Annotated in this window: 19 protein-coding genes; 15 read left to right on the top strand and 4 right to left on the bottom strand. The window is 47.9% G+C overall.

Annotated elements, in window-relative coordinates:
* Nucleotides 1-14: 14 nt before the first annotated feature.
* The 3 genes from PUT07_RS09020 to PUT07_RS09030 are packed head-to-tail and all read right to left on the bottom strand — an operon-like array spanning nucleotide 15 to nucleotide 2,314.
* The gene (locus PUT07_RS09020; RefSeq protein WP_274467625.1) at nucleotides 15-290 is read right to left on the bottom strand and encodes a YciI family protein; all 276 of its coding nucleotides are present in this window, start codon (nucleotides 288-290) and stop codon (nucleotides 15-17) included.
* Nucleotides 287-1,177 carry an NAD(P)-dependent oxidoreductase gene (locus PUT07_RS09025; RefSeq protein WP_274467626.1) on the bottom strand — a complete coding sequence of 297 codons (891 nt, stop codon included), beginning with the start codon at nucleotides 1,175-1,177 and terminating at the stop codon, nucleotides 287-289. The genes PUT07_RS09020 and PUT07_RS09025 overlap by 4 nt, the downstream gene beginning before the upstream one ends.
* An 18-nt stretch (nucleotides 1,178-1,195) precedes the next feature.
* Nucleotides 1,196-2,314, bottom strand: coding sequence for a glycerate kinase family protein (locus PUT07_RS09030; protein WP_274467627.1), 1,119 nt, complete (start codon nucleotides 2,312-2,314; stop codon nucleotides 1,196-1,198).
* Between the two features lie 149 nt (nucleotides 2,315-2,463).
* Here PUT07_RS09030 and PUT07_RS09035 point away from each other — a divergent pair, with 149 nt between their 5' ends.
* The 5 genes from PUT07_RS09035 (at nucleotide 2,464) to PUT07_RS09055 (ending at nucleotide 7,508) form a co-directional block, all read left to right on the top strand.
* Nucleotides 2,464-3,555 carry a CdaR family transcriptional regulator gene (locus PUT07_RS09035; protein WP_274467628.1) on the top strand — a complete coding sequence of 364 codons (1,092 nt, stop codon included), beginning with the start codon at nucleotides 2,464-2,466 and terminating at the stop codon, nucleotides 3,553-3,555.
* Nucleotides 3,556-3,707: 152 nt separating this feature from the next.
* Nucleotides 3,708-4,385, top strand: a complete 678-nt coding sequence (locus tag PUT07_RS09040; RefSeq protein ID WP_443147234.1) for a response regulator transcription factor — start codon at nucleotides 3,708-3,710, stop codon at nucleotides 4,383-4,385.
* A complete protein-coding gene (locus PUT07_RS09045) occupies nucleotides 4,373-5,479 on the top strand; it encodes an ATP-binding protein (RefSeq protein ID WP_274467629.1) in 1,107 nt (368 codons plus the stop codon). The genes PUT07_RS09040 and PUT07_RS09045 overlap by 13 nt, the downstream gene beginning before the upstream one ends.
* A 55-nt stretch (nucleotides 5,480-5,534) precedes the next feature.
* Complete coding sequence (locus PUT07_RS09050; RefSeq protein ID WP_274467630.1) at nucleotides 5,535-6,995, top strand: serine hydrolase domain-containing protein; 1,461 nt, start codon at nucleotides 5,535-5,537, stop codon at nucleotides 6,993-6,995.
* Nucleotides 6,996-7,010: 15 nt separating this feature from the next.
* On the top strand, nucleotides 7,011-7,508 hold the full coding sequence (locus tag PUT07_RS09055; RefSeq protein WP_274467631.1) for a hypothetical protein: 498 nt from the start codon (nucleotides 7,011-7,013) through the stop codon (nucleotides 7,506-7,508).
* 74 nt (nucleotides 7,509-7,582) lie between these two features.
* Here PUT07_RS09055 and PUT07_RS09060 read toward each other — a convergent pair whose 3' ends face one another.
* Complete coding sequence (locus PUT07_RS09060; protein ID WP_274467632.1) at nucleotides 7,583-9,913, bottom strand: endo-beta-N-acetylglucosaminidase; 2,331 nt, start codon at nucleotides 9,911-9,913, stop codon at nucleotides 7,583-7,585.
* A gap of 286 nt (nucleotides 9,914-10,199) precedes the next feature.
* Between PUT07_RS09060 and PUT07_RS09065 the strand changes: the two genes are divergently transcribed.
* The 10 genes from PUT07_RS09065 (at nucleotide 10,200) to PUT07_RS09110 (ending at nucleotide 23,768) form a co-directional block, all read left to right on the top strand.
* The gene (locus tag PUT07_RS09065; RefSeq protein ID WP_274467633.1) at nucleotides 10,200-12,029 is read left to right on the top strand and encodes a sensor histidine kinase; all 1,830 of its coding nucleotides are present in this window, start codon (nucleotides 10,200-10,202) and stop codon (nucleotides 12,027-12,029) included.
* Nucleotides 12,007-13,536, top strand: a complete 1,530-nt coding sequence (locus tag PUT07_RS09070) for a response regulator transcription factor (RefSeq protein ID WP_274467634.1) — start codon at nucleotides 12,007-12,009, stop codon at nucleotides 13,534-13,536. The genes PUT07_RS09065 and PUT07_RS09070 overlap by 23 nt, the downstream gene beginning before the upstream one ends.
* Nucleotides 13,537-13,665: 129 nt before the next feature.
* Complete coding sequence (locus tag PUT07_RS09075) at nucleotides 13,666-15,144, top strand: ABC transporter substrate-binding protein (RefSeq protein ID WP_274467635.1); 1,479 nt, start codon at nucleotides 13,666-13,668, stop codon at nucleotides 15,142-15,144.
* Between the two features lie 66 nt (nucleotides 15,145-15,210).
* Nucleotides 15,211-16,143: an ABC transporter permease gene (locus PUT07_RS09080; RefSeq protein WP_274467636.1), complete on the top strand. Its 933-nt coding sequence runs from the start codon at nucleotides 15,211-15,213 to the stop codon at nucleotides 16,141-16,143.
* A gap of 15 nt (nucleotides 16,144-16,158) precedes the next feature.
* Nucleotides 16,159-17,076 carry a carbohydrate ABC transporter permease gene (locus PUT07_RS09085; RefSeq protein WP_274467637.1) on the top strand — a complete coding sequence of 306 codons (918 nt, stop codon included), beginning with the start codon at nucleotides 16,159-16,161 and terminating at the stop codon, nucleotides 17,074-17,076.
* Between the two features lie 234 nt (nucleotides 17,077-17,310).
* On the top strand, nucleotides 17,311-18,930 hold the full coding sequence (locus PUT07_RS09090; RefSeq protein ID WP_274467638.1) for an extracellular solute-binding protein: 1,620 nt from the start codon (nucleotides 17,311-17,313) through the stop codon (nucleotides 18,928-18,930).
* 150 nt (nucleotides 18,931-19,080) lie between these two features.
* Nucleotides 19,081-19,935: an ABC transporter permease gene (locus PUT07_RS09095; RefSeq protein ID WP_274467639.1), complete on the top strand. Its 855-nt coding sequence runs from the start codon at nucleotides 19,081-19,083 to the stop codon at nucleotides 19,933-19,935.
* Nucleotides 19,925-20,824 carry a carbohydrate ABC transporter permease gene (locus PUT07_RS09100; RefSeq protein WP_274467640.1) on the top strand — a complete coding sequence of 300 codons (900 nt, stop codon included), beginning with the start codon at nucleotides 19,925-19,927 and terminating at the stop codon, nucleotides 20,822-20,824. The genes PUT07_RS09095 and PUT07_RS09100 overlap by 11 nt, the downstream gene beginning before the upstream one ends.
* A gap of 92 nt (nucleotides 20,825-20,916) precedes the next feature.
* Entirely contained in the window at nucleotides 20,917-22,707 is a 1,791-nt protein-coding gene (locus tag PUT07_RS09105) for a sensor histidine kinase (protein WP_274467641.1), read from the top strand.
* Entirely contained in the window at nucleotides 22,701-23,768 is a 1,068-nt protein-coding gene (locus PUT07_RS09110) for a response regulator transcription factor (RefSeq protein ID WP_274467642.1), read from the top strand. The genes PUT07_RS09105 and PUT07_RS09110 overlap by 7 nt, the downstream gene beginning before the upstream one ends.
* The last annotated feature ends 542 nt before the right edge of the window (nucleotides 23,769-24,310 follow it).

The following is a 24,310-nucleotide window of genomic DNA, read 5'->3' on the forward strand; positions in this document are numbered from 1 at the left end:
CAAAGGCTTGTTGTTCATGCCTTACTTCCGGTAATGACAATCTCCCACTCGTGGATTTCATAGCCTCTGGCGCCTTCGATGACGAACGGATCGTTCTCGGCATAAGACTTGGCTGCTTCTTCAGATTCGGCCATATAAATAACCAGACCGCCGCTGCCGTCTACGAAGCGGCCGTTAGCGAAGATTTTGCCTTCACTGCGCTTCTGCTCCAGGTAGTCGAGGTGCTGCGGGCGGAACGTCTGGCTCTTCTGAGCATCCAACATAGGCAGGAAACATGCAAAGTATTTCATTGAGAATTCCCTCCGTTTAATTTCGTTTGTTGGAACACATACATCGCGGACATGTCCTTCTCGGCGAGGTCGGTTTGTTTAGCTTCACTTAGCAGCGTAAGCGCCTTGGCTCCCATCGGCAGCTCCAGATTCAGCTCGTCCGCCACCTGCTGCACCAAGGCGACATCCTTATGCAGCAGCTTCAGGGCAAAGCCTGCCTCGAACTGGTCCTTGGCGATGAAGCTGTTATAATGCCGGTCAAGAATTCGGCTCTGGGCGAAGCTGTTGCTCAAGATTTGCACCAGCGTATCCAGGCTTGCGCCCAACTGCTGTCCTAGCACCAGCGCTTCACTGGCGGCCTGGGTATGGATGCCGACCATCAGCTGGTTAATCAGCTTCACAACCGTGCCGCTGCCGACCTCACCGACATGGTAGATATGCTTGCCGAGAGCTTCGAACAGCGGCTTCACGGACTCGAACACTTCCGTCTTGCCGCCGACCATGATGCTGAGTGTAGCCGATACCGCGCCTGCCGTTCCTCCGCTGACAGGAGCATCCAGAAATTCCATCCCTTTGGCCTCAGCGGCAGCCGCGATTTTTTTGTTCAGGGCCGGGGATACGGTACTGAAATCAAGAAGCACGAGCCCAGGCCGTCCATGAGAGATGATGCCATGCTCTCCGAGGTACACTTGTTCCACATCTTGCGGCAAAGGGAGGCAGGTCATCAGCACGTCCATTTCTTGACTTAGGGATTGCAGAGAAAGACCCGTGCGCCCTCCGGCTTCGGCGAAGCGCTGCTCCGCCCCGGGACTCCGGTTCAAGCCGTACACCTCGCAGCCGGCCTTGATTAAATTGGTTGCCATCGGCAAGCCCATATTGCCGAGGCCGATAAAGCCTACTTTTGTCATTGTCGCAGCCTCCTGTCGTTATGTTAACAATCTGGCAATATTGCGTACGCGTTCATACAGATACGTCTCGGCGTTCTCCATACAAGCTTCAAGTGTCACTGGACCGGGAACGATGGAGAAGGTGGCTCGAAAATGGTTCAGCAGCTGCTCCGATCCGGCACCCAAGCTGCCTGAGATGAGCAGCGCGGGGACTCCCGCGGCTTGGGCCAGCTCGGCAACGTGAATCGGCAGCTTGCCGTAGAGCGTTTGGTCATCGCTGCGGCCTTCGCCGGTGATGACCCAGTCCGCGCCTGCGATCCGCTCCGGCAGCTTAACGGCTTCCGCGAGCACCTTCGCGCCGGGCTTCAGCTTCGCGCCAAGCGCCAGCATGGCGAAGCCGAGTCCTCCGGCAGCTCCCGCTCCCGGCTGCAGGCTGAGCCCCGGCTGCTCCAGCTGCTCTTCAACCATAGCGGCATAGGCCTGCATGGCGGCTTCAAGCACTTGAAGATGTTCCGGGGTCCCGCCTTTCTGGGGACCGAACACATAGGTCGCTCCGCTATCGCCGCAAAGCGGGCTCGTAACATCGCAGGCGACCTGGATGTCGCAGTCCTTCAAGCGGACGTCCAATCCCGCCAGGTCGACTGTTCGTATATCCGACAGCGAAGCGCCGAAGCCGTCTGCCGGATTCCCGTTCGCATCCAGGAAGAGGCCGCCAAGCGCTTGGAGCATGCCTAATCCGCCATCGTTCGTTGCGCTTCCTCCCAGCCCGAGGATGAAGCGGCGGTGCCCCTGGTCCATGGCTGCTAGAAGGACCTCGCCGATGCCGCGCGAAGTTGTATGCATCGGGTTTCGCTGAGCGGGAGGAACCATGACCAAGCCGCATATGCTGGCTGCTTCCAGCACGGCCGTTCCTTCCGGCAGCAGCCCGAAGCGAACTTCGGCCCGTTCGCCCAGCGGTCCCGTTGCCGTTAAGGGAAAGAGATTGCCGCCAGTGGCAGCCACCAGCGTATCTACGGTCCCTTCCCCTCCGTCGGCGATTGGAATGACGGTTACGGCGGCGTGTGGGATTTCCCGCAGAATTGCTTTCTTCATGATAGTCCCCGCCTCCAAGGAGCTGAGACTGCCCTTGAAGGAGTCCGGGGCAATAATAACGTTCATGGCGGTGACTCCTTTCATTCGATTTATTTCTAATTATAGCTTCCAGTGGAAAGGAAAGTCTTTATGGATGGGATACAAAATGAAGGGAAGAAATCTGTTCCTTTTTGGTTATTGTGCAAAATACGATGGGATAAGCGAGGTGGGCGGGGATGCTGACACGCGATTTGGCGGAAGAAATCGTACAAGAAACGATGAGACGTTTAAATCGGAATATCAATATTATGGATGAGAACGGCTGCATTATCGCAAGCGGGGATGCTGTGCGGCTTGACACGCATCACGAAGCGGCGGCTGAGGTTATCCGTACAGGGCGGACACTGGTGATTACGCCGGACAACAAGGGGCAGTGGCGGGGAGTGAATGTCGGGGTGAATCTGCCCATCGTGTTCCAGAACCGAACGATCGGTGTAATTGGCGTCACGGGGAATCCGGAGGAAATTATGCCTTATGGGGAACTGGTGAAAATGATTACGGAAATGATGCTGAAGCAAAATTATTTGAAGCTTCAAACGGAGTGGCAGCAAATTACGATGGACATCGTCGTGGAGGAGCTTATTCGTACGGAAAACCCGAATCTCCAGAGCGCACTTCACCGGCTGGATACATTGGCTCTCCATATGCAGCCCCCTTATCAGCTGGCGGTTCTTTCATTGCCGAACCGAACCTCGCAAACGCACGCTCTGTTCCGTCTGGCGGAGTTCGTTCTGGCGAATACCCGGCTGGTAAGCAGCTTTCTCAATGTCCATACGTGGGTTATGATTTGTTATGACAGAGGGGAGGCCCGGGTACGGAGGGATATGGAGCGGTTACAGGACCAGTTCCAGAAGCAGGGGATTGAAGCGAAGATCGGCTTAAGCACCTCTGTGCAGACATTCGAGGACATTTCATATGCTTACCAAGAAGCCTGTGCGGCGCTTAAGCTTGGAGTGAAGCAGGGCAAGGGGATTACCGGCTATCTCGAGGTGGAGTCCCAAGCACTCCTTAGCGAAGTGCCCGCCAAGTCCAAGGCAAGGTTCGTGGAGAGGCTGTCGCCGAAGCTTCCTGATAAGCTGCTGGCCACGCTGCGCGTATTCCTCGAGTGCAACTTGAGCATTGCCAAAACAGCCGAGCGGCTGGAGATTCATCGCAATTCACTCGTCTATCGGTTGGCTCAGATCAAGGAAGTGACAGGTTATGACCCGCAGCTGTTTCAGGATGCCGTTTCACTGCAATTTCTAGTATGGCTTACGGAAGGTCAATAGTGCTACGCTACTGAAGTAATAGCCGATCTCATAACTCTGCTAATATGGCCGGCAGCCGGATTGGTTTCTCAATAATAAGCAGAAGAAATTGTACGACCCCCACTAACGAAATGGCCACATTACGTTCGTATCCTATAATCGGAGGGCGGGAAATGATCATGCAGACAATATTAATCGCTGATGACGAAGAAGGCCTGCGTAAGCTGCTGGCGGATTATTTTGAAGTTAACGGATATCTTGTATTGACGGCGAAGAACGGTCATGAGGCGTTGCTACAAGTAGAGAAGCAGCCGGACATTATTTTGCTGGATATCAATATGCCGGAGTTTAACGGGCTTGAACTATGCAAGAAGATCCGGAGTTTCGTGTCTTGCCCGATCTTATTTCTTACTGCGCGTGTAGATGATGCGGATATTATTTCCGGCTTTCAAGCTGGCGGAGATGATTATATTCAGAAGCCGTTCAGCATTCATGAACTAGGAGCTAGAGTAGAGGCTCATTTACGAAGAGAAATGCGAAATCAGAAGAAAACTACGGTTAGATTCAAGGATGATCTGGTCATCGATTATTCAGAGCGGGCGCTTTACTGTAACGACATACCCATTCATTTGGCCAAAAAAGAATTTGACATTGTGGAGTTATTGTCCACGCATCCAGGTATGGTTTTTGATAAAGAACGTATTTATGAGCGAATATGGGGAGCAGAGGGGGAGGGTGACAGTTCGGTCATAGCCGAGCATATTAGGCGCATCCGATCCAAGATGAAAGAACATGGCTGCGAAAACAAGGTAGAAACGGTTTGGGGTGTAGGTTATAAATGGCCAAAATAATAAACTGTCTTCGATTGAAGAATATGAGTATTTTGCAATCTTTCATCACATTAAATTGTGTATATTTGGTCGTTGTTTTTACAGCCATTGTGTTCGAGTTCGAATGGTCCGATCGGATTCGACAACGCGTTGCCAACCATCCTTCCGGGAGTGATTGGGTTCTATACGGTCAGGTTATCGTGATGCTGTTAACGATTGGAATTGGATTAGTCTTGATGGCCAGCCTCTTCTATAAGCTGAAATTGAAGAAACCTTTGAACATCTTAATGAGTGCCTCGGAGAAAATCTCGAGGAATGATTTGGGATTTCATGTTTCCTATGACAGCAGAGACGAAATGAGCGAGCTTTGTTGTGCATTTGAAAAGATGCGCAGCCAACTGGAAGGCAACTTCAAAGCTTTATGGCGATCGGTCGAGGAACGCAATCAGCTCAATGCCATTTTTGCTCATGATTTAAGAACGCCGCTTTCGATTATGAAGGGTTATTGTGATTTTGTAACTACCTATCTGCCGGAGAAAAGAATCTCGGAGGAAAAGCTTTTGGACACGTTGCGAACGATGCAAACCCATATTTTACGTATGGAGCGTTATGTAGAGGATATGAACTCGATTCAAAAGCTGGAGGATATGCCGATCAATAAACAGGAAACTGAAATCGAACCGTTCATCACCTTACTGGATAACAACGCGGGCAAGATCGCAGATCAAGGCGGCAAAGCATTGGAGTCATACAGAGCCTCAGATTCTACAACGTTATCCATTGATACGAATCTCGTCATGCAAGTTTTTGAAAATATAGTGGCAAACGGCGCACGTTATGCGACCAATCTACTTAAAGTCAGTTACCTTATTGACAACGGCGTATTTACCATAACGGTTACCGATGACGGCTCCGGGTTCTCGGATGATGACTTGCGGAAGGCTGTTCTCCCTTTTTATCGTGGAGGGGTACCGGAAGCGAATGAGCATCAGGGGTTAGGGCTTTACATTTGCAAAGTACTTTGCGACAAGCATCTAGGCAGCCTACAGGTTGCCAACGATTTCCGTGGCGGTGGAAAAGTAACTGCAAGCTTTTTATGCCGTGTTGATAAATAGTTGATCGTTTTGCGTTAGCATTTCCTTATCACAAGATAAGGAGTGCTAATCTAATATGACTACGGCTCGTAAAATAATACCTGCTTTCTTAATCAGCTCTCTACTGGCTCTGTTTATTTTGGCAATCCCGTCCTCCGCTGTTGAAAGCAAAAGTAAAAAAGAGATTGTGGCAGAAATTGATGAGTTTGTGAGGAACAACATGGAAGTCAACCATATTTCCGGCGCCTCTCTATCTATCACCTATGGGGAAGACGATTACTATACGCAAGGCTACGGCGCATATGCCCATGGAGCCCGAATAACCTCCACGACCCCCTTTCCAATTGCCTCACTGAGTAAAGCTATGACGGCGCTAGCGGTATTGCAGCTTGCGGATAAGGGACTGATCGACCTTGACGCTCCGTTCGCTTCTTACTTTCCCGACATTGCCGCCGCGGACAATCGCGTCGCTCGTATTACAGTTCGGCATCTGCTAAATCAAACAAGCGGTCTTAATGACAAAGTGAATCCCGACATGACAAAATCCAACCAATTCCAATCCTTACAAGAGATATTGAAATCCTTGGAGCTCTTATCATTAGCCAATGATCCTGGTGAGACCTACAGCTATCACAATCCTAACTACCAATTTCTAGCATTGCTCGTTGAACAGGTTAGCGGACAGCCCTTTTCCGAGTATCTCCATGACCATATTTTTGAGCCAATCGGAATGCATGACACCTTTAGCGTCAGTACCACGCAACAAATCAATGAGGATTCAGTCATAGCGCGTGGACATTATTTACTCTTCGGCAAGCCGATAAGCACATCCGAACCTTTGTGGTTTATTGAGGGTCCTGCCGGGGTGATATCCACTGCTGAAGATATGGCAAAATGGATGCGTGCGCAATATGCAACTCGGCTTCTTTCCCCAAATCTCATGCAACAGTACCATGCTGCCGAGCAACAGACTTCGTATGGTATGGGGTGGCTAGCTTCTTTGGATACCGATTGGGGGCGGACCATCTCCCACTCAGGAATATTTTGGACTTACAAGGCTGAAGAAACCGTATATTTGGAGAAGAAACTCGGGATCGCCATGATGTTTGATACAGGGTTGAATGCCTTCATTGATTATTCCGGGTTTATAAGCGGAATTGCACAAATAATGGATGGAGGAAAGGCTAAAATTTCCGTCATGCACAGTCGAAACATAGAAGCAGCCTTGATTCTACTGCCAGTGGCTGCGGTTCTTTGGAAAATGGCTTCGATCTATCTGTTGAAAAAGAGCAAGAAACGGCTCAGAAGCTATCGCTGGAAGCTGATCGTCGCTACGGTTATCACATTCACCCCTCTCATCCTTCTTTTATTCCTATCACCAATTTTGACATTCATCGGAGGCGGGAGGGTCGTGCCTTGGAGCGGAATATGGATGATGATGCCATCTGTTGTTTTATTATTCATCTTCCTTTTTTTGGTGAATATCGTAAGTCTTATCTGTCGTTACCGCATCTATAGCGCCCAATCAAAGTACTAGGGGAAGGGAACAAAAATGAAAAGCAAATTAACGGTTATCGTGATCGCTGCAGCTATACTTGGAAGCACTCTAATAACCGCCGGAGCAGCTTTCGGGGACGTAGACCACATGAAGAAATTGAGTGACTTGAAGTCAGCATTTGAATCAAAGAAAAAGCAATTAAACGAGATGCCGAATCAAACACCAGAAGAAATTGAGGCTACCGTTAAAGCTGGTAAAGAACTGAAGAATTTAGGTAAAGAAGTAGCAAAAGAAGAGAAAATTGTTGATCCCGATAGTGAGGATCAATTCGCAAATCAACTTCGAAGTTACATAGCCAGTATGAAAGATTCGGTAAGTGAACTAAAATTCATGGCCGAAGAGACCAAAGATCGTCAATATATGAAGAGAGCTGAAGAGCTTGAGAAAAAGATTGCTAAGTATGAAAAAGAACAACAAGCCTATCTAAGTAAAAGTCAGTCAGCAAAAACAGTGAAAGAATTACGTAAAGAGCTAGATATTCCAGCGAATTAAATCAAAAGAAAGCAGCGGGTATCTGTACCGCTGCTTTTCTTCCGCATTTAGCAGGCTCATTTGACTTACGTTAACTATCTCTGGACCGTTGCGCTTACAGGCACGCTCCACTCGCTTACGCCCGCATCATTTTTTGCCCTTACACTGTACGTATGGGTACCCGAAGCTAACCCTGAATGGGAGTAAGGATTGATTACATCGCTGACCAACGTATTGTCAACCAGAAGGTCATAGCCCGTCGCTCCTGCAGATGCATTCCACGTAACATTGATTTGTTCGTTTCCTGACGCGGTTGCCTGAAGACCGGATGGGGCTTCCGGCGTTGAACGGCTCGTCCACGATAACGTTGTCGTTGCAGGCGCGCTTTCAGCGCCGCTGAAACCGACGGCTGTCAGCTCGAGGGTCGACGATTGCTCATTACTGATTCTGTTCAACTCTTTAACATAATAAACTTCATCGTACATTCTGCCCAGCAGTTCCCTTGAACCGTCCGGCTTCACGCGGTTGATATTATAATACCAGACGTCGGATGATTTGAAGTCCCATGATAAATATAACTCTGCGGTGTTTGTCGCGATGTATGTTTTGTCGATGCCGAATCCACTCGGAGCCGCAGGAGCGGTCGGCGCTGCATCCTTAAGCGCGAGCTCGCCGATATTGATCGAATAATTGGAACTGGACGTTCCGTCAAATCTGAGACCGATCACAGCGATTGTTTTGCCCGCATACGTTGAAAGATCGAAGGTTTTCGTTTCCCAGCCTGCCGTGGCGCTGTTTCCTACATCCAGGTAAGTAAAGCCGCTCGGATCGTCCTCAAATAATAATCCGACTTTCAGTTTTGTTGCGGTATTGGCCAATCTGGTTTTGTAGGTAATGGAAAGGTTAACGCCGTTTGTTACGTTGAGCTTCGTTTTGAAAAGCCTCAGGTCATTCGGTTGTTTCAGTTTGCCCGTGATTTTAAGGGAAGAGCCTCCGTCATAAGCATCGTTGTAGTCGAACGAAGGTGCCAGCTTCGTACCCGAACTGGTCATCCACCACTGCCAGGTAGGCAAAATGTCCTGTATGCTGGCGTTGTTCCACTCTTTTGTGCTAGCTAACTCGCCGTTGACAAAAAACTGTTTGCCATGACCTGTATTAAACCTTGTCACAAAGGGATAGGATCCGATAACCGAACGTTCGGCGATATAGTGTGCGATCCCGTCCCATTTCCTGTACGTATTGTTCCGTCCGGTGTTAGTCGGATCCTGATTCGGTCCCGACCACCAGATTCTTTCCCTTTTGTAAACCTCCTCCTGCTGAGCGGGGTCGTCTTTGCCTTTAAAAAGGGACCATACAAAATCGCTTCCAAGCTGCGCTATTCCGGTTTTCATTGTCCCGTCGGGATTCAGAAGATGACTCGGATCGAAGAATGGTTCATATTGATATAGCCCGGCCTCTAAGCCTGCCGCAACGTCGGTAAGCGGGTTTAAACCGAGTGACTTTGCGTATGAACTTGAATTCGTAAGTCCGGGACTGTTCCACCAGTAATTAAGGAACATGCTGTCGGCAACCCGTTTGTTCTCGTAAAGCAGCCATTGATCATTATTTTGATTGAATGCATTCTGATATTGCAATTCGCCGTCGTTTCTGAGAGCGTCATATATTTGAACATGGAAGTTCGCGGGCGCACGCTCGTTCAAATAGGTTAGAAATTGCTTAAATTTATTTGCTGTAGCCTGGGAAGCTCCTTCTTCCTGATTGAAGAAATACCCGTCATAGCCGAAGTATTGCGCCATTTCAATCATCTTGTCAGCGATAGGAAACGAGCCGTCCTTCCGCTGTACTAACCACTGATCGAGCGATTGCTGATCTCTTGGCGTAAAAAAGCAGCCCATGCTCAATACGCCATTTCGATGCGCTGCATCTGTGTACCCCGGATTGGGCAGGTTTAATACGGCATATTTTGTGGCGAAGCCGTCATTTTTTATCGGCGTACCGTAGCTTGGGAGACCGTGCCAGGCGGAATACGTATCGGTGTACTGCCAGAAATTCATTAGATACCTGGCATAAATATTGTTGGTTTTGAAAGAGCCTAAAGCTTTTACGGATTCATAGTCGCCGGCTAGTGTGTACATGTTGGGCACGCTGCTCAGCGAGGGCTTGGCCTGCGTTGCCGCGAAGGCCGGTATTCTTGTCGCTAGCGGGACGCGCGACCGCAAATATTTGGCATAAGGGTCGGATTCGGCAGTCCACTTCAACACTTCATCGGCTGTATAACCATGCGCATAGGGCTGATGAGAGCCTTTTGTCGGTTCGATATAACCATTTGCTGAGGCCAAGGGAATTACTAGAAGTGCCAACATGGATAAAACTGCAGTAGAAAGCCACAACTTCGCCATTTTGGTTATTGCTGAAATTTGTTCCATTCAATTTACCTCCCATTTGTTTTTGTACCTTGAATGACAATGTCCCCTCCCTTTCTGGTCAAATTGATGCCCTTGCGGGTTACTATTAAAATAATGAATGTAAGCCCTTACATAAAGCGTTCAAACCATACAATTACTGGTCAAACACAACATTCTATCGTATTTAAGCAAAAAGCAATCCTTATGTAGTATTTAATCAACGATATTATTCGGTTAATATTGGAATTAGGAGGTGCTGCGCAAGCTCGACAAAGGAACGCATTCACGTTATGAGGGGGGGAGGAAGATGTGCAAATACAGCAATGATATCCGCAACAACGGGTTCGCTATCATTATTTTTCTTTATGCTTTCATTTCGGTTGTGACAATTGTTTTGCTAGTCTGCTTTTCTTACTACTACATTAAACGGGTCGAAATGAAAAATAAATTGAACGATCAGGTTAACATCATGAAGAGCATCGATCATTACATCCAGCGTAAAAAAGAATCGGTGCAGATTATGCTGGGAAACGTCTATCGCAACCAGCAACTTGCGGCTACCGTCAGCTACTTGTTGAAATATTCATACGAAGATTATATCGCTTACCGTCTCGATCAATTTTCGAGCAGTACCAATGGTTCCTCCCAGGGCCTGGATTTTTTCAAGGACAGGTTAAAGGACGATCCAGACATAGAAAATATCATCCTCTACAGCTCCGAGAAGGAATTTCTGTTCGTGTATTATCAGAATAACTGGTCTAAGCTCATTGAGACGAATAAAGGGAGGTCGTTCGTGCCGGATGCGATGAGCTTGCCGAGCAATGGCATATCGGCGTCCAATGAATGGGTTCGCCAAGCAATCGGACAATCGAATTCCCGGCTGTTCGCCGTTGAAAGCGCCATCAACGATATGGCGACGTACAAATTGGTCGGAGAGCTGCATGTTTATTTCAACTCCGATGCGATCAGCCGTGCTCTATCCAGCTATAACGATTCGGCCAAGGGTTACTTCCTCGTGCTGACGCCGGACGGAACGGTCCTATTCGATTCATCCGGTCAATTCTACGGGAAGCCGTTTCCTTATGCGAATGAGTTTGTGTCGTCTACCGGCACAGGAAGTCTGGATCCGGAAGTTTACGTATCAACGCTTCATTCCGCGAATTCGGACTACATCGTCGTCAACGTAACGTCGAAAGCCGAGTTGGCCTCTTCGACACGTGAGCTGGTTAATCTGATTGTCCTACTAGGCATCCTGTGCGTGTTGCTGACCTTTATTCCTTCCGCTTTCGTCATTAAATTTGCCAAGCGGATCCATCGCATTACCCGTTCGATGCGGAGAGTCGAAACCGGCGATATGAGCGTGCGCATACAGGATAATAAGGAGGACGAACTGGGGCAAATTTCCCGCGGCTTTAACGACATGATGGACAAACTGGCGAGACATATCGACCGCGTGTACAAAGCAGAAATTCTTCAAAAGCAAAACGAGCTTAAAGCGCTGCAAGCGAGAGTCCATCCGCATTTTTTGTACAATACGCTGGAAGTCATCCGCATGCGCGCCGTGTCGCTCGGAGCTCATGATATTAGCGATATGATCTACAATTTGGCCGGCTTGTTCAAAAGCTTCGTTAAATCGATGGATGTCGTAAGACTTCAGGAGGAATTGGAGCATTGCCGCAAATATTTGGAGCTGTTTCGCATTCGTTACCGAGACAAGTTCCAGTACGAGATTCACGCGGATCAGGCGGTCAGACAATTGATCGTAGCCGGCATGTCGCTGCAGCCTCTCATTGAGAACTATATTGTACACGGCTTATGGCCGGATCGGCGCGATAACACGATTTCCATATCCGCGGACCGTTATGAGGATGAACTGAGAATTGTGATCAAGGATAATGGCAGAGGGATCGACAGAGAGAAACTACAGCAGATCCGTCAGCGGCTTCGCATGCCGGAAGATGAGTCGAAGACCGGCTCCTTCGGCATTCGCAGCGTTAACGAGAAGCTGCAGCTGATGTACGGTAAGCAATACGGACTGACCATCGACAGTGAGCCGGGAGCCGGCACGTGCATTACGGTGCGGTTTCCGGCGATAGAGAGGAGCGAGGAGACGGATGTACCGCGTCTTTCTGGTTGACGATGAGCCTTTGATTGTAGAAGGTTTGAGCAATGGCGTAAATTGGGACGATTTCGGTCTTGAACTATGCGGCACGGCTGATAATGGCCGGCAAGCGTTGGATCAATTGAGGCTGGTTCCGGCGGATATTTTGATTACGGATATTTCTATGCCGGTAATGAACGGCCTGGATCTGATCCGCTGCGCGCGCCAAATCCGTCCTGAACTGAAAGTTATTATTTTGAGCGGATATGATGAATTCAACTATTTGAAGGAAGGCATGATGCTCGGGATCGAAAACTACTTGCTCAAGCCGATCCACTTCGAGGAGTTGTATAGCACGTTGAGTAATACGGTTGAGAAGCTGAACGCCGGCCGACAGTCATCGGACTATTCGGATGAGGAGATTGATATTTTGCGGGATAATGTGCTGTTCCGTTGGATGACGAACCGAATCAATGCAGAGCAGCTGGATGAACGGACCAAGCTGCTGGGCATAAATCTGAAAGTGGATTATGTGATGGCGGGAATTGTCCGTCATCACGGACATGAGCATCTGTACGGAGAGATGAAGCGGCAAGCCAATGAAGATGACTATGTGATCCCCTTTCGGGATATGGACGGCGATTTCGTATTTGCGTTTTTGGGCGCAACCCCTGAGGCGTGCAGGCAGCGGGCGATCCGGTGCATGTCCAATGTTAAAGATGCGCTGCCGCCAGGACAATGCGGCCTATCACTCGGCTCCGTCGAACGAACGGGCGGGGGGGAGCGACATAGCTACGAGAACGCCAAAAAAGCGCAGGAATTTTTAATTTTGCTGGCTAAATCGGAGATCGCGCAGTTCGAATTGCTTGCGGCGCGAGAGGGTGACGCGCCAACGAGCGAAATCGATTGGGCCGAATATGGCGCATTGCTGCTGGCCAAAGAAATGGAGGAGCTGTACGAACGAATCGAAATCGACTTTCGCCGCTTGCAGACGATGCCTGGCATTACGCCGGAAATCCTACGCGGCATGGCGATTGAAGCGATGATGAGGATGAAGCTCGAAACGCAGAAATTCAAGCATGCCGGGCAATTCACCGTTAAGTCTCATAAAGAGCTTGTCGCCAAAGCGGCCCGAGCATCGGATTTAAATGAACTGCTTGCCTTCGTGAAAACGTCGGCTCAGATGTACGCCGACGATCTGACGATTGAGGAAGGAAGCCCCATCATCCATCAGGTGCTCAAATATTTGGAAACCCACTATGCGGAAGAGTTATCTCTCAAGCTGCTCGGTTACAAATACCACATTCATCCCGTCTATCTCGGCCGTTTATTTCAACAAGAAACGAATGAAGCATTCACCGGATATCTGAACAAAATTCGGATCGATAAGGCAAAAGCTCTGCTTGCCAATTCGTCTTGCAAAATTAATGAGGTTTCCAGGCAAGTTGGATACTGGGAACCGAGCTACTTCTATAAACAGTTCAAAAAATATGTCGGCGTCACTCCCGCTGAGTTCAAAGCCATGTTAAATCCTCTTCCTTGAAGAGGTTTTTTGTTTAATTTGGACAGGATTGGTTTAGTTTCTTTTCTAGAAGAAAGCCCTTACATTCGTTAATGTTAACTTAGACCTGCTACAACAAAGCAAGCTTACAATTGAATTGGAGGGGTAGTTATGGGTATAAAACAAAAATTTCTTGCTCTCTCGCTTGTCGTGCTGACGATCTGCGCGCTTGTGCTTGGCGCATGCAGCAAGGTGAAGAAGGAGAGCTCTCCTTCTTCGCCGGAGATGACGAAGGAGCAACCGGTTGAGTTGATTTGGTACACGATCGGCACGCCGCAGAAGGACATCAACAGAGTGATGGAGGAAGTGAGCAAGTATACAGCCCCCAAAATAGGCGTTACTGTGAAAATGACCCAAATCGACTGGGGAGATTATTCGGAGAAAATGAAGGTGCTAACCGCTTCGGGAACGACGATGGACATTTTGTTTACCTCCTCTTGGGCATTTGACTATGTGCAAAATGCCAGAAAAGGGGCATTCTACAAAATTGACGATTTGCTCAAAACGCACGGTCAAGGCATTGTAAAGACGCTGAATCCCGCCTTCCTCGAAGGCTCAAAGGTCGATGGCCATAACTACGGCGTTCCGGCGAACAAAGAGCTGCCGGCGCAGGAAGTATGGAAATTCAACAAAAACCTCGCCGACGACTACAAACTTGATATCAAGTCGGCAACGACGCTCGCTAGCCTGGAACCGCTATTAAAGACAATCAAAGAAAAAAAGCCGGATACTGTTCCGCTATTGATGGATAAATCCTTTGTCCCGCTCGTTCCGTACGACTATTTGATTACCAACTTTCCAATGGCGGTCAAGCTGGACTCCACGGAGCTCAAGGTCGTCAACATTTTTGAAACGCCTGAATTAAAGCAAGAGCTAATGACCATGCGCAACTATTACAAGGCCGGCTACATCTCGCCGGAAGTGGCGACGACAACAGCGTTGGACGATAAAATCAAGTCGGGCAAGTGGTTCGTTAACCGCTCAACCATGATGCCGTTTGCCGACAACCTATGGACGACGGCCTACGGCTATCCGGTCGTATCCACACCTACCGGCCAATCGGTCATTTACAACTGGTCGGTAATGGGCTCCATGCAGGCCATCTCCGCGAATTCCAAGCATCCGGAAAAGGCGATGGCGTTCCTGAATCTGTTGAATACCGATCCGGTGTTGCGCAATATGGTCGATTCCGGAATCGAAGGCGTGCATTACAAGAAAGTCGGCGACAACAAAATGGAAAACTTGCCGGATGCGAAAAACTACGACATGCCGACATTTTCGCTAGGCAATGTGATGCTGACCTACTTAAATCCGGGTGACCCTGACAACAAGTGGGATGAGTTTAAGACGTTTAATGCAGCGGGCAAGCCGTCGCCGATGCTTGGATTCAACTTCGATACCACGAATGTAGCGACCGAGCTTGCGGCAGTAACCAACGTTAAAGAAGAATTCTGGTATCCGCTTATGACGGGAACGGTTGATCCCGAGGAGTACTTACCGAAGGCGATTGAGAAGTTCAAGGCGGTGGGATTGGACAAGATTATCGCCGAAGCGCAAAAGCAGATTAACGCATGGAAAGCCAGAAAATAAGCATCAAGCGTGAAGGGTCGAAAGCAAACTTCCGGCCCTTTCTGCTTTTGCAGAGGAGGTCTTATCATGTCGTCGAGATGGTTTAAGCAGCTGAATCGCAACAAGGCCCTGCTTCTCATGGTGCTTCCCGCTGCCGTTTGGTTTATTCTGTTTTCTTATTTGCCGATGATCGGAACGGTTATCGCGTTCAAGGAATACCGCTATGATTCAAACGGTTTTTTTGCCAGCATCTTGAACAGCAAGTGGGTGGGCTTCGATAATTTCAAGTTTTTGTTTCAGACTAACGATGCCTGGATGATTACGCGTAACACAATTTTGTACAATTTCGCTTTTATCGTCCTCGGTCTTGTTGCCGCCGTTACGCTCGCGATCTGTCTGGTCGAGCTAACGAGCAGACGACTGTCCAGGACGTATCAAACGGCGATGCTCATGCCTTATTTTTTATCCTGGATTATCGTTAGCTACTTCGTTTTCAGTTTTCTGAGCTCTAGCAAAGGCTTGCTGAATCAGCTTATGAGATGGTTAGGGTTGGAACCCATATACTGGTATAACGAACCGAAATACTGGCCGTATCTATTCATTATCATTTATTTATGGAAATTTGTCGGATATAACAGTGTGATGTATTTGGCTGCCATTATGGGGATTGATCGTTCATTGTACGAAGCGGCCATGATTGACGGGGCCGGGAAATGGAAGCAAATTCTTCATATTACGCTCCCGCAGCTTTCCACACTGATGACGATTTTAACGCTGCTGGCCGTCGGAAAAATATTTTACGCCGATTTCGGGTTGTTTTATCAAGTACCGCGAAATTCCGGTTTGTTGTATTCAACGACGAACGTTATCGACACATTCGTTTATAGAGGTTTGAAAACTACGGGCGAAATCGGTATGAGCACGGCGGCTGGATTCTACCAGTCGGTTGTTGGTTTTGTGCTTGTCTTGTTGTCCAATAACGTCGTCCGCAAGTTGAACAAAGACAACGCGTTGTTCTAGGGAGGAGGAGATCGTATGAATTCGAAGCCGATGAACATCCGCAGCGTTCATCAAGTATCGCCAGGGGTTAATATTTTATTGCATGTATTGGCTGCTATAGTTGCCATTGCTTGCGTGTTCCCCTTCCTTTTCGTCATCATTCTTTCCTTCTCGGATGAGCTCACGTTGGCTCGCGACGGCTATCGGATTTGGCCGGACAAGTGGAGTTTAGAAGCATACCGCTATATTATCCAAACAGGCGAAGCGCTGCTTCGGTCTTATGGCGTTACGATCTTCGTTACCGTCACAGGTACGCTGATCGGCGTGGCGATGACCACGCTTTATGCTTACGCGATAAGCCGCAGCAACTTTGCTTATCGCCGTTTTTTCAGCTTTTTCGCCGTTTTCACGCTGCTGTTCAATGGCGGCATGGTCCCGACGTTTATCGTCGTTACGCAGCTGCTTCATTTGCAAAACACCGTCTGGGCGCTGATTTGGCCGATGGCGGTCAACGCCTTCAACATTTTAATTATGCGCACCTATTTCAGCACAATGGTGCCTGGAGCGATTATCGAATCGGGCAAAATCGACGGAGCGGGCGAATTTCAGATGCTAAGCCGGCTTGTGCTGCCGTTGTCTATGCCGGGGCTTGCGACGATCGCTTTATTCACGACACTCGCTTACTGGAATGACTGGTTTCATGCATTGCTTTATATTGAAGATCCCGAACTCGTACCGCTTCAATCGATGCTGATGCGAATTGAGACAAGCATGCAATTCATCGTGCAGAACGCTTCGAATTCTTCCATCAGTACGACAATTCTACAGAATATGCCTCAGGAAACGTCGAGAATGGCGCTGGTCGTATTGGCTACAGGGCCAATCGTTGTAGCGTATCCTTTTTTCCAACGCTATATCGTACAAGGTTTGACAATCGGAGCGGTCAAAGAATAACGCGCAATGGACGATTAATACGATGCAGGGAGCCGTTCACCATGAACTGCTCCCTGTTTCCATTCGGACTCTCATCCAAGGCTGCGTACATTGCGGCTATTTGTATGTACGTCACGCTATTTGAATAAACACATATTTTTGACGAAAAACACATGTGAATTTACGGGAAGTGCCAATATAATGGAGACTATCATGGGCCTATGATAATAACGTTATAGAGAGGGGCTACTTCCGTTGAAAGATTTGAAAGCAATTTCACAAAACTCCCGTATCTTCCGTAAGCATAGCGCTATCACCATGCTCGGCGCTTTGATGTCTGTTGTCATGCTAGCTGGATGCGGGAATTCTGCCAATGAACCGACAGCAACTTCCACTTCAAGTTCATCCGCTTCTGAGCCTATTCATATCCTTTTGTCGCATTCCGAATTTGCTTATGCCAAGCAAGCCAAAGAAGACGATATTTACAAGAAAGAACTGAACCGGTTATCCGGCTTCAATGTGAAGTATGACTTCTTGGGGCATAGTGATTATGCCCAGCAGCTATCGCTTCGCTTCGCATCCGGCGATCTTGCCGATTTGATCCGGACGGACAGCATCGTATCGACCATTCACAGCGGTGCTGTCGATCAAGGTGTATTTCTCGAACTCGGTCCCCTCATCGATAAATATGCGCCTACCCTAAAGAAGAAAATACCTGAAGAGTTCTGGAAAAGCCCGCGAATTTCCAAGGACGGTAAAATTTACGGTATCCCTGTTACACGCGGAGTACCGGCGGACCGTTCCATTTTCATTCGCCAGGATTGGCTGGATAAACTGAAAATGGACGCTCCTAAGACGCTTGAGGAGTACTTGGCCTTCTTCGAGGCGGTTAAGAAAGAAGATATGAACGGGAATGGCGATCCCAATGATGAGTATGGTTTAGGGATGTTCAACAATATTATCTGGACGGACATTTTCACGCCTGCCTTCGGCGTTCATACGAACAAATGGAGCCTCAAGAACGGACAGCTCACGCCAGATATCATCGATCCTCGAATGAAGGAAGCGATCGCTTTCTATAAGCAGCTATATGACAAAGGCTACATCAATCCCAATCTGTTTGTGAAAAAAGAAGATGAACAGAATGCTTCGATTGCCAAAGGGGAAGTTGGGGTTTGGGGCGCAGCCGTTTACCAATACTTAGCTGGGTATGGTAAGGATAATGCGCAAAAAACGTTCCTGAACCAACCGGGCGCCTCCGTCAGCATGATTGCTCCTCCACAAGGCCCTCGTGGTGATAAAGGAATGGCCCTGCAATCGGATGAGATTTATTTCGTATGGGTGATCCCGGCCAAAGCCAAAAATCCGGAGAACATCATTAAATATTTGGAGTGGGCTTACAGCAGTCCGGAAGCCGATCAATTTTTCGCTTATGGCATCAAGGGACAGAACTATACGGAAGAAAACGGTCAAATTAAATACGATATTAATCAGCCGGTCAACGTTGAGAAGAATGCCTTCCAAATGTATCAGGTTTCTCTCAACCCTCGTGAGATCGGATTCGCAGCCCCGCTAGTGCTTAAAGCGCTGCCGGAATCCGACAAAATTACAAAGGGATATGCCACGTCCAAAGAGAGCTTAATTCCGAATGAGGCTAAATACATGCCTCGACTGGAGTCGCTCGCTAGTCATCCGGAATTAAATATTGGCGCTGCCCAAGGTACGCTTTTCTTGGACATGTTCGCTAAAGTGCTGACGGGACGCGAACCGCTGGATTCAGCGTTTGATAATTTTGTGGCCGAGTGGAAGAAGCGCGGCGGCGATGCAGCAATTAAAGAAGCAACAGAGTGGTATAACAAATTTAATAGTAAGTAAACGGGCGCAGGCCAAGCGTGGATCGAGTCATCGTCCGACTTCAAGCTCGTACTGCTCGATCCACCCATTCAATTCGAATTCATAAGAGATAAGGGGGGAACCGCTCTGTTTGCACAGTTCCGTCTCAAAGAATCCTGGGTGCTTATACTTATGGCCATCCCCGGTTTAACCTACTTTTTTACTTTCAAATATATCCCGCTCGTTGGCAACGTCATTGCTTTTCAGAATTACAACTTATTTCTAGGCTTTTTGCACAGCAAATGGGTCGGCTTGGATCATTTTCTTACGCTGTTCCGATATGACGATTTCTGGATTATTATGCGTAACTCCTTGAAGTTGGGGCTTTACTCCATCGCATTCGGTTTCCCGGCACCTTTAATACTGGCCTTATTGTTGAATGAGCTGCGGGTGATGTGGTTGAAACGTCCGCTACAGACGATGCTATATTTGCCGCATTTCCTATCCTGGGTTATTGTAGGCGGTATTTTCTCCAATTTGCTTGACGCTAAAGGCTGGATGAACCAAATGCTGTCGCACATTGGTCTTGGCCCCTTTGATTTTCTAGGGAATTCCACAACGTTCCTGGGAACGATTATATCCATTAGCATTTGGAAAGAGATCGGCTGGGGGACCATTATCTATTTGGCCGCACTAGCCGGAATCAATCCGAGTTTGTATGAAGCCGCTACCGTGGATGGAGCCAGCCGGCTTCGCCAAATATGGTCGATTACGCTGCCATCGCTTATGCCGGCCATCATTGTTCTGCTGCTGCTCCGCGTAGGGAATTTACTGGATGCTAACATTGAACAAATGCTTATGTTCCTTAACCCGCTTGTACGAGATGTCGGAGAAGTATTCGATACATTTATTTATAGAGTCGGCTTGCTGGACAGTCAATACAGTTATTCCACCGCAATCGGTTTGTTTAAATCCGTCATCGGTTTGATTCTGTTAACTTTCGTTAATACACTCAGCAAGAAAACAACAGGAGAAAGTGTTTACTAGACAACAGGAGGGGATTGACCTGAGAATTTCTCGTTCCTTTCAATGGTTTTCAGTTGTAAATGTCGTGATCTTGACTGCAGCCAGTTTGAGCATGATTGCGCCCTTAATTCATTTATTGGCCGTGTCGCTAAGCCTTCCGGAATATGCGAATGCCAAATTGGTAGGGCTTTGGCCCAAAGGCATGCAGTTGGATGTCTATCAATCTATTTTTGTCTTAGATGACATATGGCAGGCGATGGGCGTAAGTATTTATATTACGGTCGTCGGAACGCTTGTGACGCTGCTCCTTTGTTCGCTTCTGGCCTACACACTTACAAGGCCTATGATGCCGGGGCGGAAAATCATTTTGAAACTTATCGTCATTACGTTTGTTTTTCCTGTACCCTTGATCCCCAGTTACTTACTGGTTAAGCAGCTAGGCATGATGAATTCCCTGTGGTCACTCATGATTCCCGGGGCGATGAGTGCTTTCTATGTTCTCATCATCCGGACCTTTTTCCAAGGAGTACCCGGGGAATTGTTTGAAGCTGCGAAAATGGACGGGTGCGGGGAGTCGCGCATTTACGCCCGAATCGTGATGCCGTTATCCATGCCTGTACTGGCTACCATCACCTTATTTCATACCGTCAGCCAATGGAATTCCTATTTCTCGGCAACGATCTATATTCGTTCACGCGAGTTATATCCGCTCCAGGTTCTTCTGCGTAACCTCATCGTAGACAATGGCGCCAATACCGGCATGAGCGATTTTCAGCTGAGCACGCAGTTTACGCCGGAAATGATGAAAGCGGGCATCGTGTTAGTCGCGACCTTGCCGATTCTTATCGTTTATCCGCTTCTGCAAAAGCACTTCGTGAAAGGTGCTATGTTGGGGTCGGTTAAAGAATAGCAGTAGGGTTCCCTGATCACGATAAATAAGCTAAGATAATGAAATACAACATCTAAGAAGCACAGAGGGAAGTAGAAAAAGGGGTATGTGTGATGCGAATCAAGACGATGACGATCAAGTTAAAGCTGGTTCTGCTCTTTTTCGGCTTCTTCTGTGTGCCGTTTCTAGTTCTCGGCAAGTTCTGGTATGACCGTTCAATGGAAACCATTGAGGATAATGCCATTAATAATAGCCAGCAGCTTATGCGTCAAATGAACTACAATCTTGATGTTTACTTTTCGGATATCAAGAAAGCGACCCTCCCTCTGCTTACCCAACCTCTTGTACAGCAATTCGTCAAAATAAACCCGAATAATCAATATGACTATTACGATTTAAGCTCCCGAATTCAATCGGATCTCATTCCCAATACGGTATATAATCGAGATGATATCTATGGACTGTCCATCATTTCATTGAAAGGTCCTTATTATAGCAATATCGCTTTCTCCGATCGGGTAGACAAATACAGGAAAGAATTATCAGAGAACTCCAAGGATAACTTCCGGATTCTGGGCATCAGCAAGACGGGCGACGGCACCGAGGTGATCACGGTATTTCGAAGAATTATAGATAATGTTACGTATGTAACGGCAGGATATCTCATCATTGATTTGTCCTTGAACCGAACGACCGACATTATTAATCAAGCTCAGCTTGGCAAAACAGGGATAATCTCCATCGTGAACACGGACGACCGGTATTTGTACCACCCTGATTCGGATAGAAGACAGCAGCAGCTGCCAGACATCTATAAGAGCCATTTTGCAGAACGCAACTCACCTTACTTTACGAACGGATCTGGCGCGGGTAAGACCATTGTCGTGTATAACCGTTCAGCATCGACGGGACTCACGATCGTGTCCGAAGTTCCGCTGCGCGAGTTAATGGAGGATCTGATTTATTTTCGAAATCTCACCCTTGGCTTTGCGTTGCTGCTCATCGTATTGGCCTTCGTAACGATTCTCAGCTTCTCTCTGTCCATCACCCGTGCGCTTTCACACCTTATGAATTTGATGAAAAAAGTGGAGATGGGCGACTTGAGTATACGTGCTCCGCTGCGCAAAGATGAAATTGGAAGCTTAAACAGAGGGTTTAACCTGATGCTGGAGGATTTGAACCGGTTGATTGATATGATCCATACCTCCCACCTTAAGGAAAAAGAAATGGCTATTCATCAAAGAGAATCCAAGCTGCAAATGCTTCAAGCGAGAATCAATCCCCATTTTCTATATAATACACTGGGGGTTATCAATGCGTATGCGATCATCGCCAAGGTCAAACCGATTAGTCAGATGACGGTATGGCTGTCCGATCTATTCCGCTACAGCATCGACAATCCGGAGGACACCGTTTCACTGGCTGAGGAAATCCGGCACATGTTCAACTACATTCACATCCAGAGGGAGCGCTACCAGAGTTTGGAGGTAGACGTGGATCTGGATTTTGAACGTTTGAAGGATATTCATACGCTGCGTCTCACCGTGCAGCCGATTGTTGAGAATGCTTTCATTCATGGCTACGAAGATCATTCGCTAAAGCCGGAATACATTGGTCTCCGGGCCAGTTTCGACGATTCCGGTGTAAAACTTCTCATTATAGATAAAGGCAAGGGGATGCCGCTTGATCTAGTGGAGACGTATAACCAGGCTTTCGCTTATATGTCGGAGGAACAGATGCTGCAAGCAAGCGCTCCATTCGGAGGTATGGGCATGTGGAACGTCCACAGCAGACTGAGGCTTGAATTTGGCGAACCTTATGGCCTTTCCATTCTAAGTTCAGGAAACAGCGGAAGCATTGTTGAGATTAGAATGCCATACCGGAAGGAGCAGTCTGGATGTTGACGGTTATCGTTGCCGAAGATGAATCTATAGTCAGAATGGGGCTTATTGCTCTTATAGAATCGGAAGCACAGGATGTCAGGATCGTGGGAGAAGCAGAGGATGGGCTGCAGGCGATGGAGCTGGCAAGGCAGCATATGCCGGACATCATTATTACGGATATTCGTATGCCTCAGATGGACGGGTTGACCTTCATGACGGCCCTTAGGCAGGAAGGGATCGCCTCTTCGGTTATCGTCGTTTCCGGTTACGGGGAGTTTGCCTATGCCCAGCAAGCGATGCGGGCAGGCGCCGCCGATTATTTATTGAAACCGATCAATGAGGATAACCTGCTGCCGACGCTAAACGCCTTACGGGAGAAGATCCAACGGGAGAAAGCACGCATTGTTCATGATAATAAGGAGCAGCTATGGTCTTTCAAAACGAGCGCCAAACAGCTGGCTAGCGATCTATGGAATCTCCGTGAACTGGAAATAGAGAAAGAGCTGAACTCCTTACAGCATGAACTTATGGCAAACAGTCACACCGCCTATGATATGGAGAGAAAACTTACAGGATATATCGCATTATTGGAAGACGAATTTCGAAATGTTGCAGGGCAAGAATTGCCGGCTTCACGAGGCTTGGACAAAGTCACTCAACACATCGATACATTTACGGCCCATGTGTATGCGGTCATGAAAACGATTCGGGGCACAAGGAACTGGGGATACGGCAAATTCATTCAATCGGCGATCGCTTATGTGGACAAGCATTTTGGCGACCCGGATCTCACGCTGACTAAAATGGCTCAGGAGCTTGAAGTGAAGCCTGCGAATTTCAGTTATATGTTTAAAACAGAGCTTGGCGTCCCGTTCAGCCAATATCTGATCAGATTCAGGATGAATAAAGCGGCGGAGCTGCTCTCTGAATCGGCTGATAAAGTCTATGAAGTCAGCGCTGCAGTTGGCTTTTCGGATTACGTGCACTTCTCTAAAATGTTTAAACGGCATATGGGATTTACGCCGACCGAGTATCGCCAAAATAAGTGGAATGCATCGGTTATGGAGAAGCGGGGAATATAATTAAGCGTGACACCACGGTGGGAATGGGACTGGAGGAACGAGTTTGGAGTCGTATACGCACATGCAAGAGGATGATCCAGTTCGCATCGGCGGATGGCTATTATTGTATTTAATTATTATGCTTAATTATTCAAGGAACAATGTTGCAGCCGTAACATGCGTGAAGCGATGTAGGTTGTCAACAATTTGGAAGCCGCTTCGTCTTAACTGGAATTTCTCCCTCTAATTCTGAATTTATCAGCTTAAATTGCTCATTAACAGGAAAACCTCCCGTTATTTTCGCCTTTAAGCGAGATCCCATCGCCATTTCGTTCAAAATAACAGGAGTAATTCCCGTTAACCCGTCAAAACGATGCTGAATCTCCAGAATAGCGGTAGTAATTACCGTTAATCGCCGAAGCTTGCCTTGAAAGGATTCACCTTTCAAAACTGGACACGAGTGAGTAATACGTTGTGTATCCGAAGATACTTGACTGTGTCTGTCAGACACGAGTGAGTCATCCGATTTCATATCTTCCCTGCGCAATATTGGTTTTCTTTAT

The organism is Paenibacillus sp. MAHUQ-63 (genome assembly GCF_028765165.1).
GTDB lineage: Bacteria > Bacillota > Bacilli > Paenibacillales > NBRC-103111 > Paenibacillus_E.

Bases quoted from the DNA above. Each gene is read 5' to 3' on its own strand.
- PUT07_RS09085 (WP_274467637.1), top strand. From the start codon at position 16,159: ATGAATTCGAAGCCGATGAACATCCGCAGCGTTCATCAAGTATCGCCA.
- PUT07_RS09030 (WP_274467627.1), bottom strand. From the start codon at position 2,314: ATGAACGTTATTATTGCCCCGGACTCCTTCAAGGGCAGTCTCAGCTCC.
- PUT07_RS09075 (WP_274467635.1), top strand. From the start codon at position 13,666: ATGGGTATAAAACAAAAATTTCTTGCTCTCTCGCTTGTCGTGCTGACG.
- PUT07_RS09080 (WP_274467636.1), top strand. From the start codon at position 15,211: ATGTCGTCGAGATGGTTTAAGCAGCTGAATCGCAACAAGGCCCTGCTT.
- PUT07_RS09065 (WP_274467633.1), top strand. From the start codon at position 10,200: ATGTGCAAATACAGCAATGATATCCGCAACAACGGGTTCGCTATCATT.
- PUT07_RS09095 (WP_274467639.1), top strand. From the start codon at position 19,081: ATGGCCATCCCCGGTTTAACCTACTTTTTTACTTTCAAATATATCCCG.
- PUT07_RS09105 (WP_274467641.1), top strand. From the start codon at position 20,917: ATGCGAATCAAGACGATGACGATCAAGTTAAAGCTGGTTCTGCTCTTT.
- PUT07_RS09060 (WP_274467632.1), bottom strand. From the start codon at position 9,913: ATGGAACAAATTTCAGCAATAACCAAAATGGCGAAGTTGTGGCTTTCT.
- PUT07_RS09050 (WP_274467630.1), top strand. From the start codon at position 5,535: ATGACTACGGCTCGTAAAATAATACCTGCTTTCTTAATCAGCTCTCTA.
- PUT07_RS09020 (WP_274467625.1), bottom strand. From the start codon at position 290: ATGAAATACTTTGCATGTTTCCTGCCTATGTTGGATGCTCAGAAGAGC.
- PUT07_RS09040 (WP_443147234.1), top strand. From the start codon at position 3,708: ATGATCATGCAGACAATATTAATCGCTGATGACGAAGAAGGCCTGCGT.
- PUT07_RS09055 (WP_274467631.1), top strand. From the start codon at position 7,011: ATGAAAAGCAAATTAACGGTTATCGTGATCGCTGCAGCTATACTTGGA.
- PUT07_RS09035 (WP_274467628.1), top strand. From the start codon at position 2,464: ATGCTGACACGCGATTTGGCGGAAGAAATCGTACAAGAAACGATGAGA.
- PUT07_RS09025 (WP_274467626.1), bottom strand. From the start codon at position 1,177: ATGACAAAAGTAGGCTTTATCGGCCTCGGCAATATGGGCTTGCCGATG.
- PUT07_RS09045 (WP_274467629.1), top strand. From the start codon at position 4,373: ATGGCCAAAATAATAAACTGTCTTCGATTGAAGAATATGAGTATTTTG.
- PUT07_RS09070 (WP_274467634.1), top strand. From the start codon at position 12,007: ATGTACCGCGTCTTTCTGGTTGACGATGAGCCTTTGATTGTAGAAGGT.
- PUT07_RS09110 (WP_274467642.1), top strand. From the start codon at position 22,701: ATGTTGACGGTTATCGTTGCCGAAGATGAATCTATAGTCAGAATGGGG.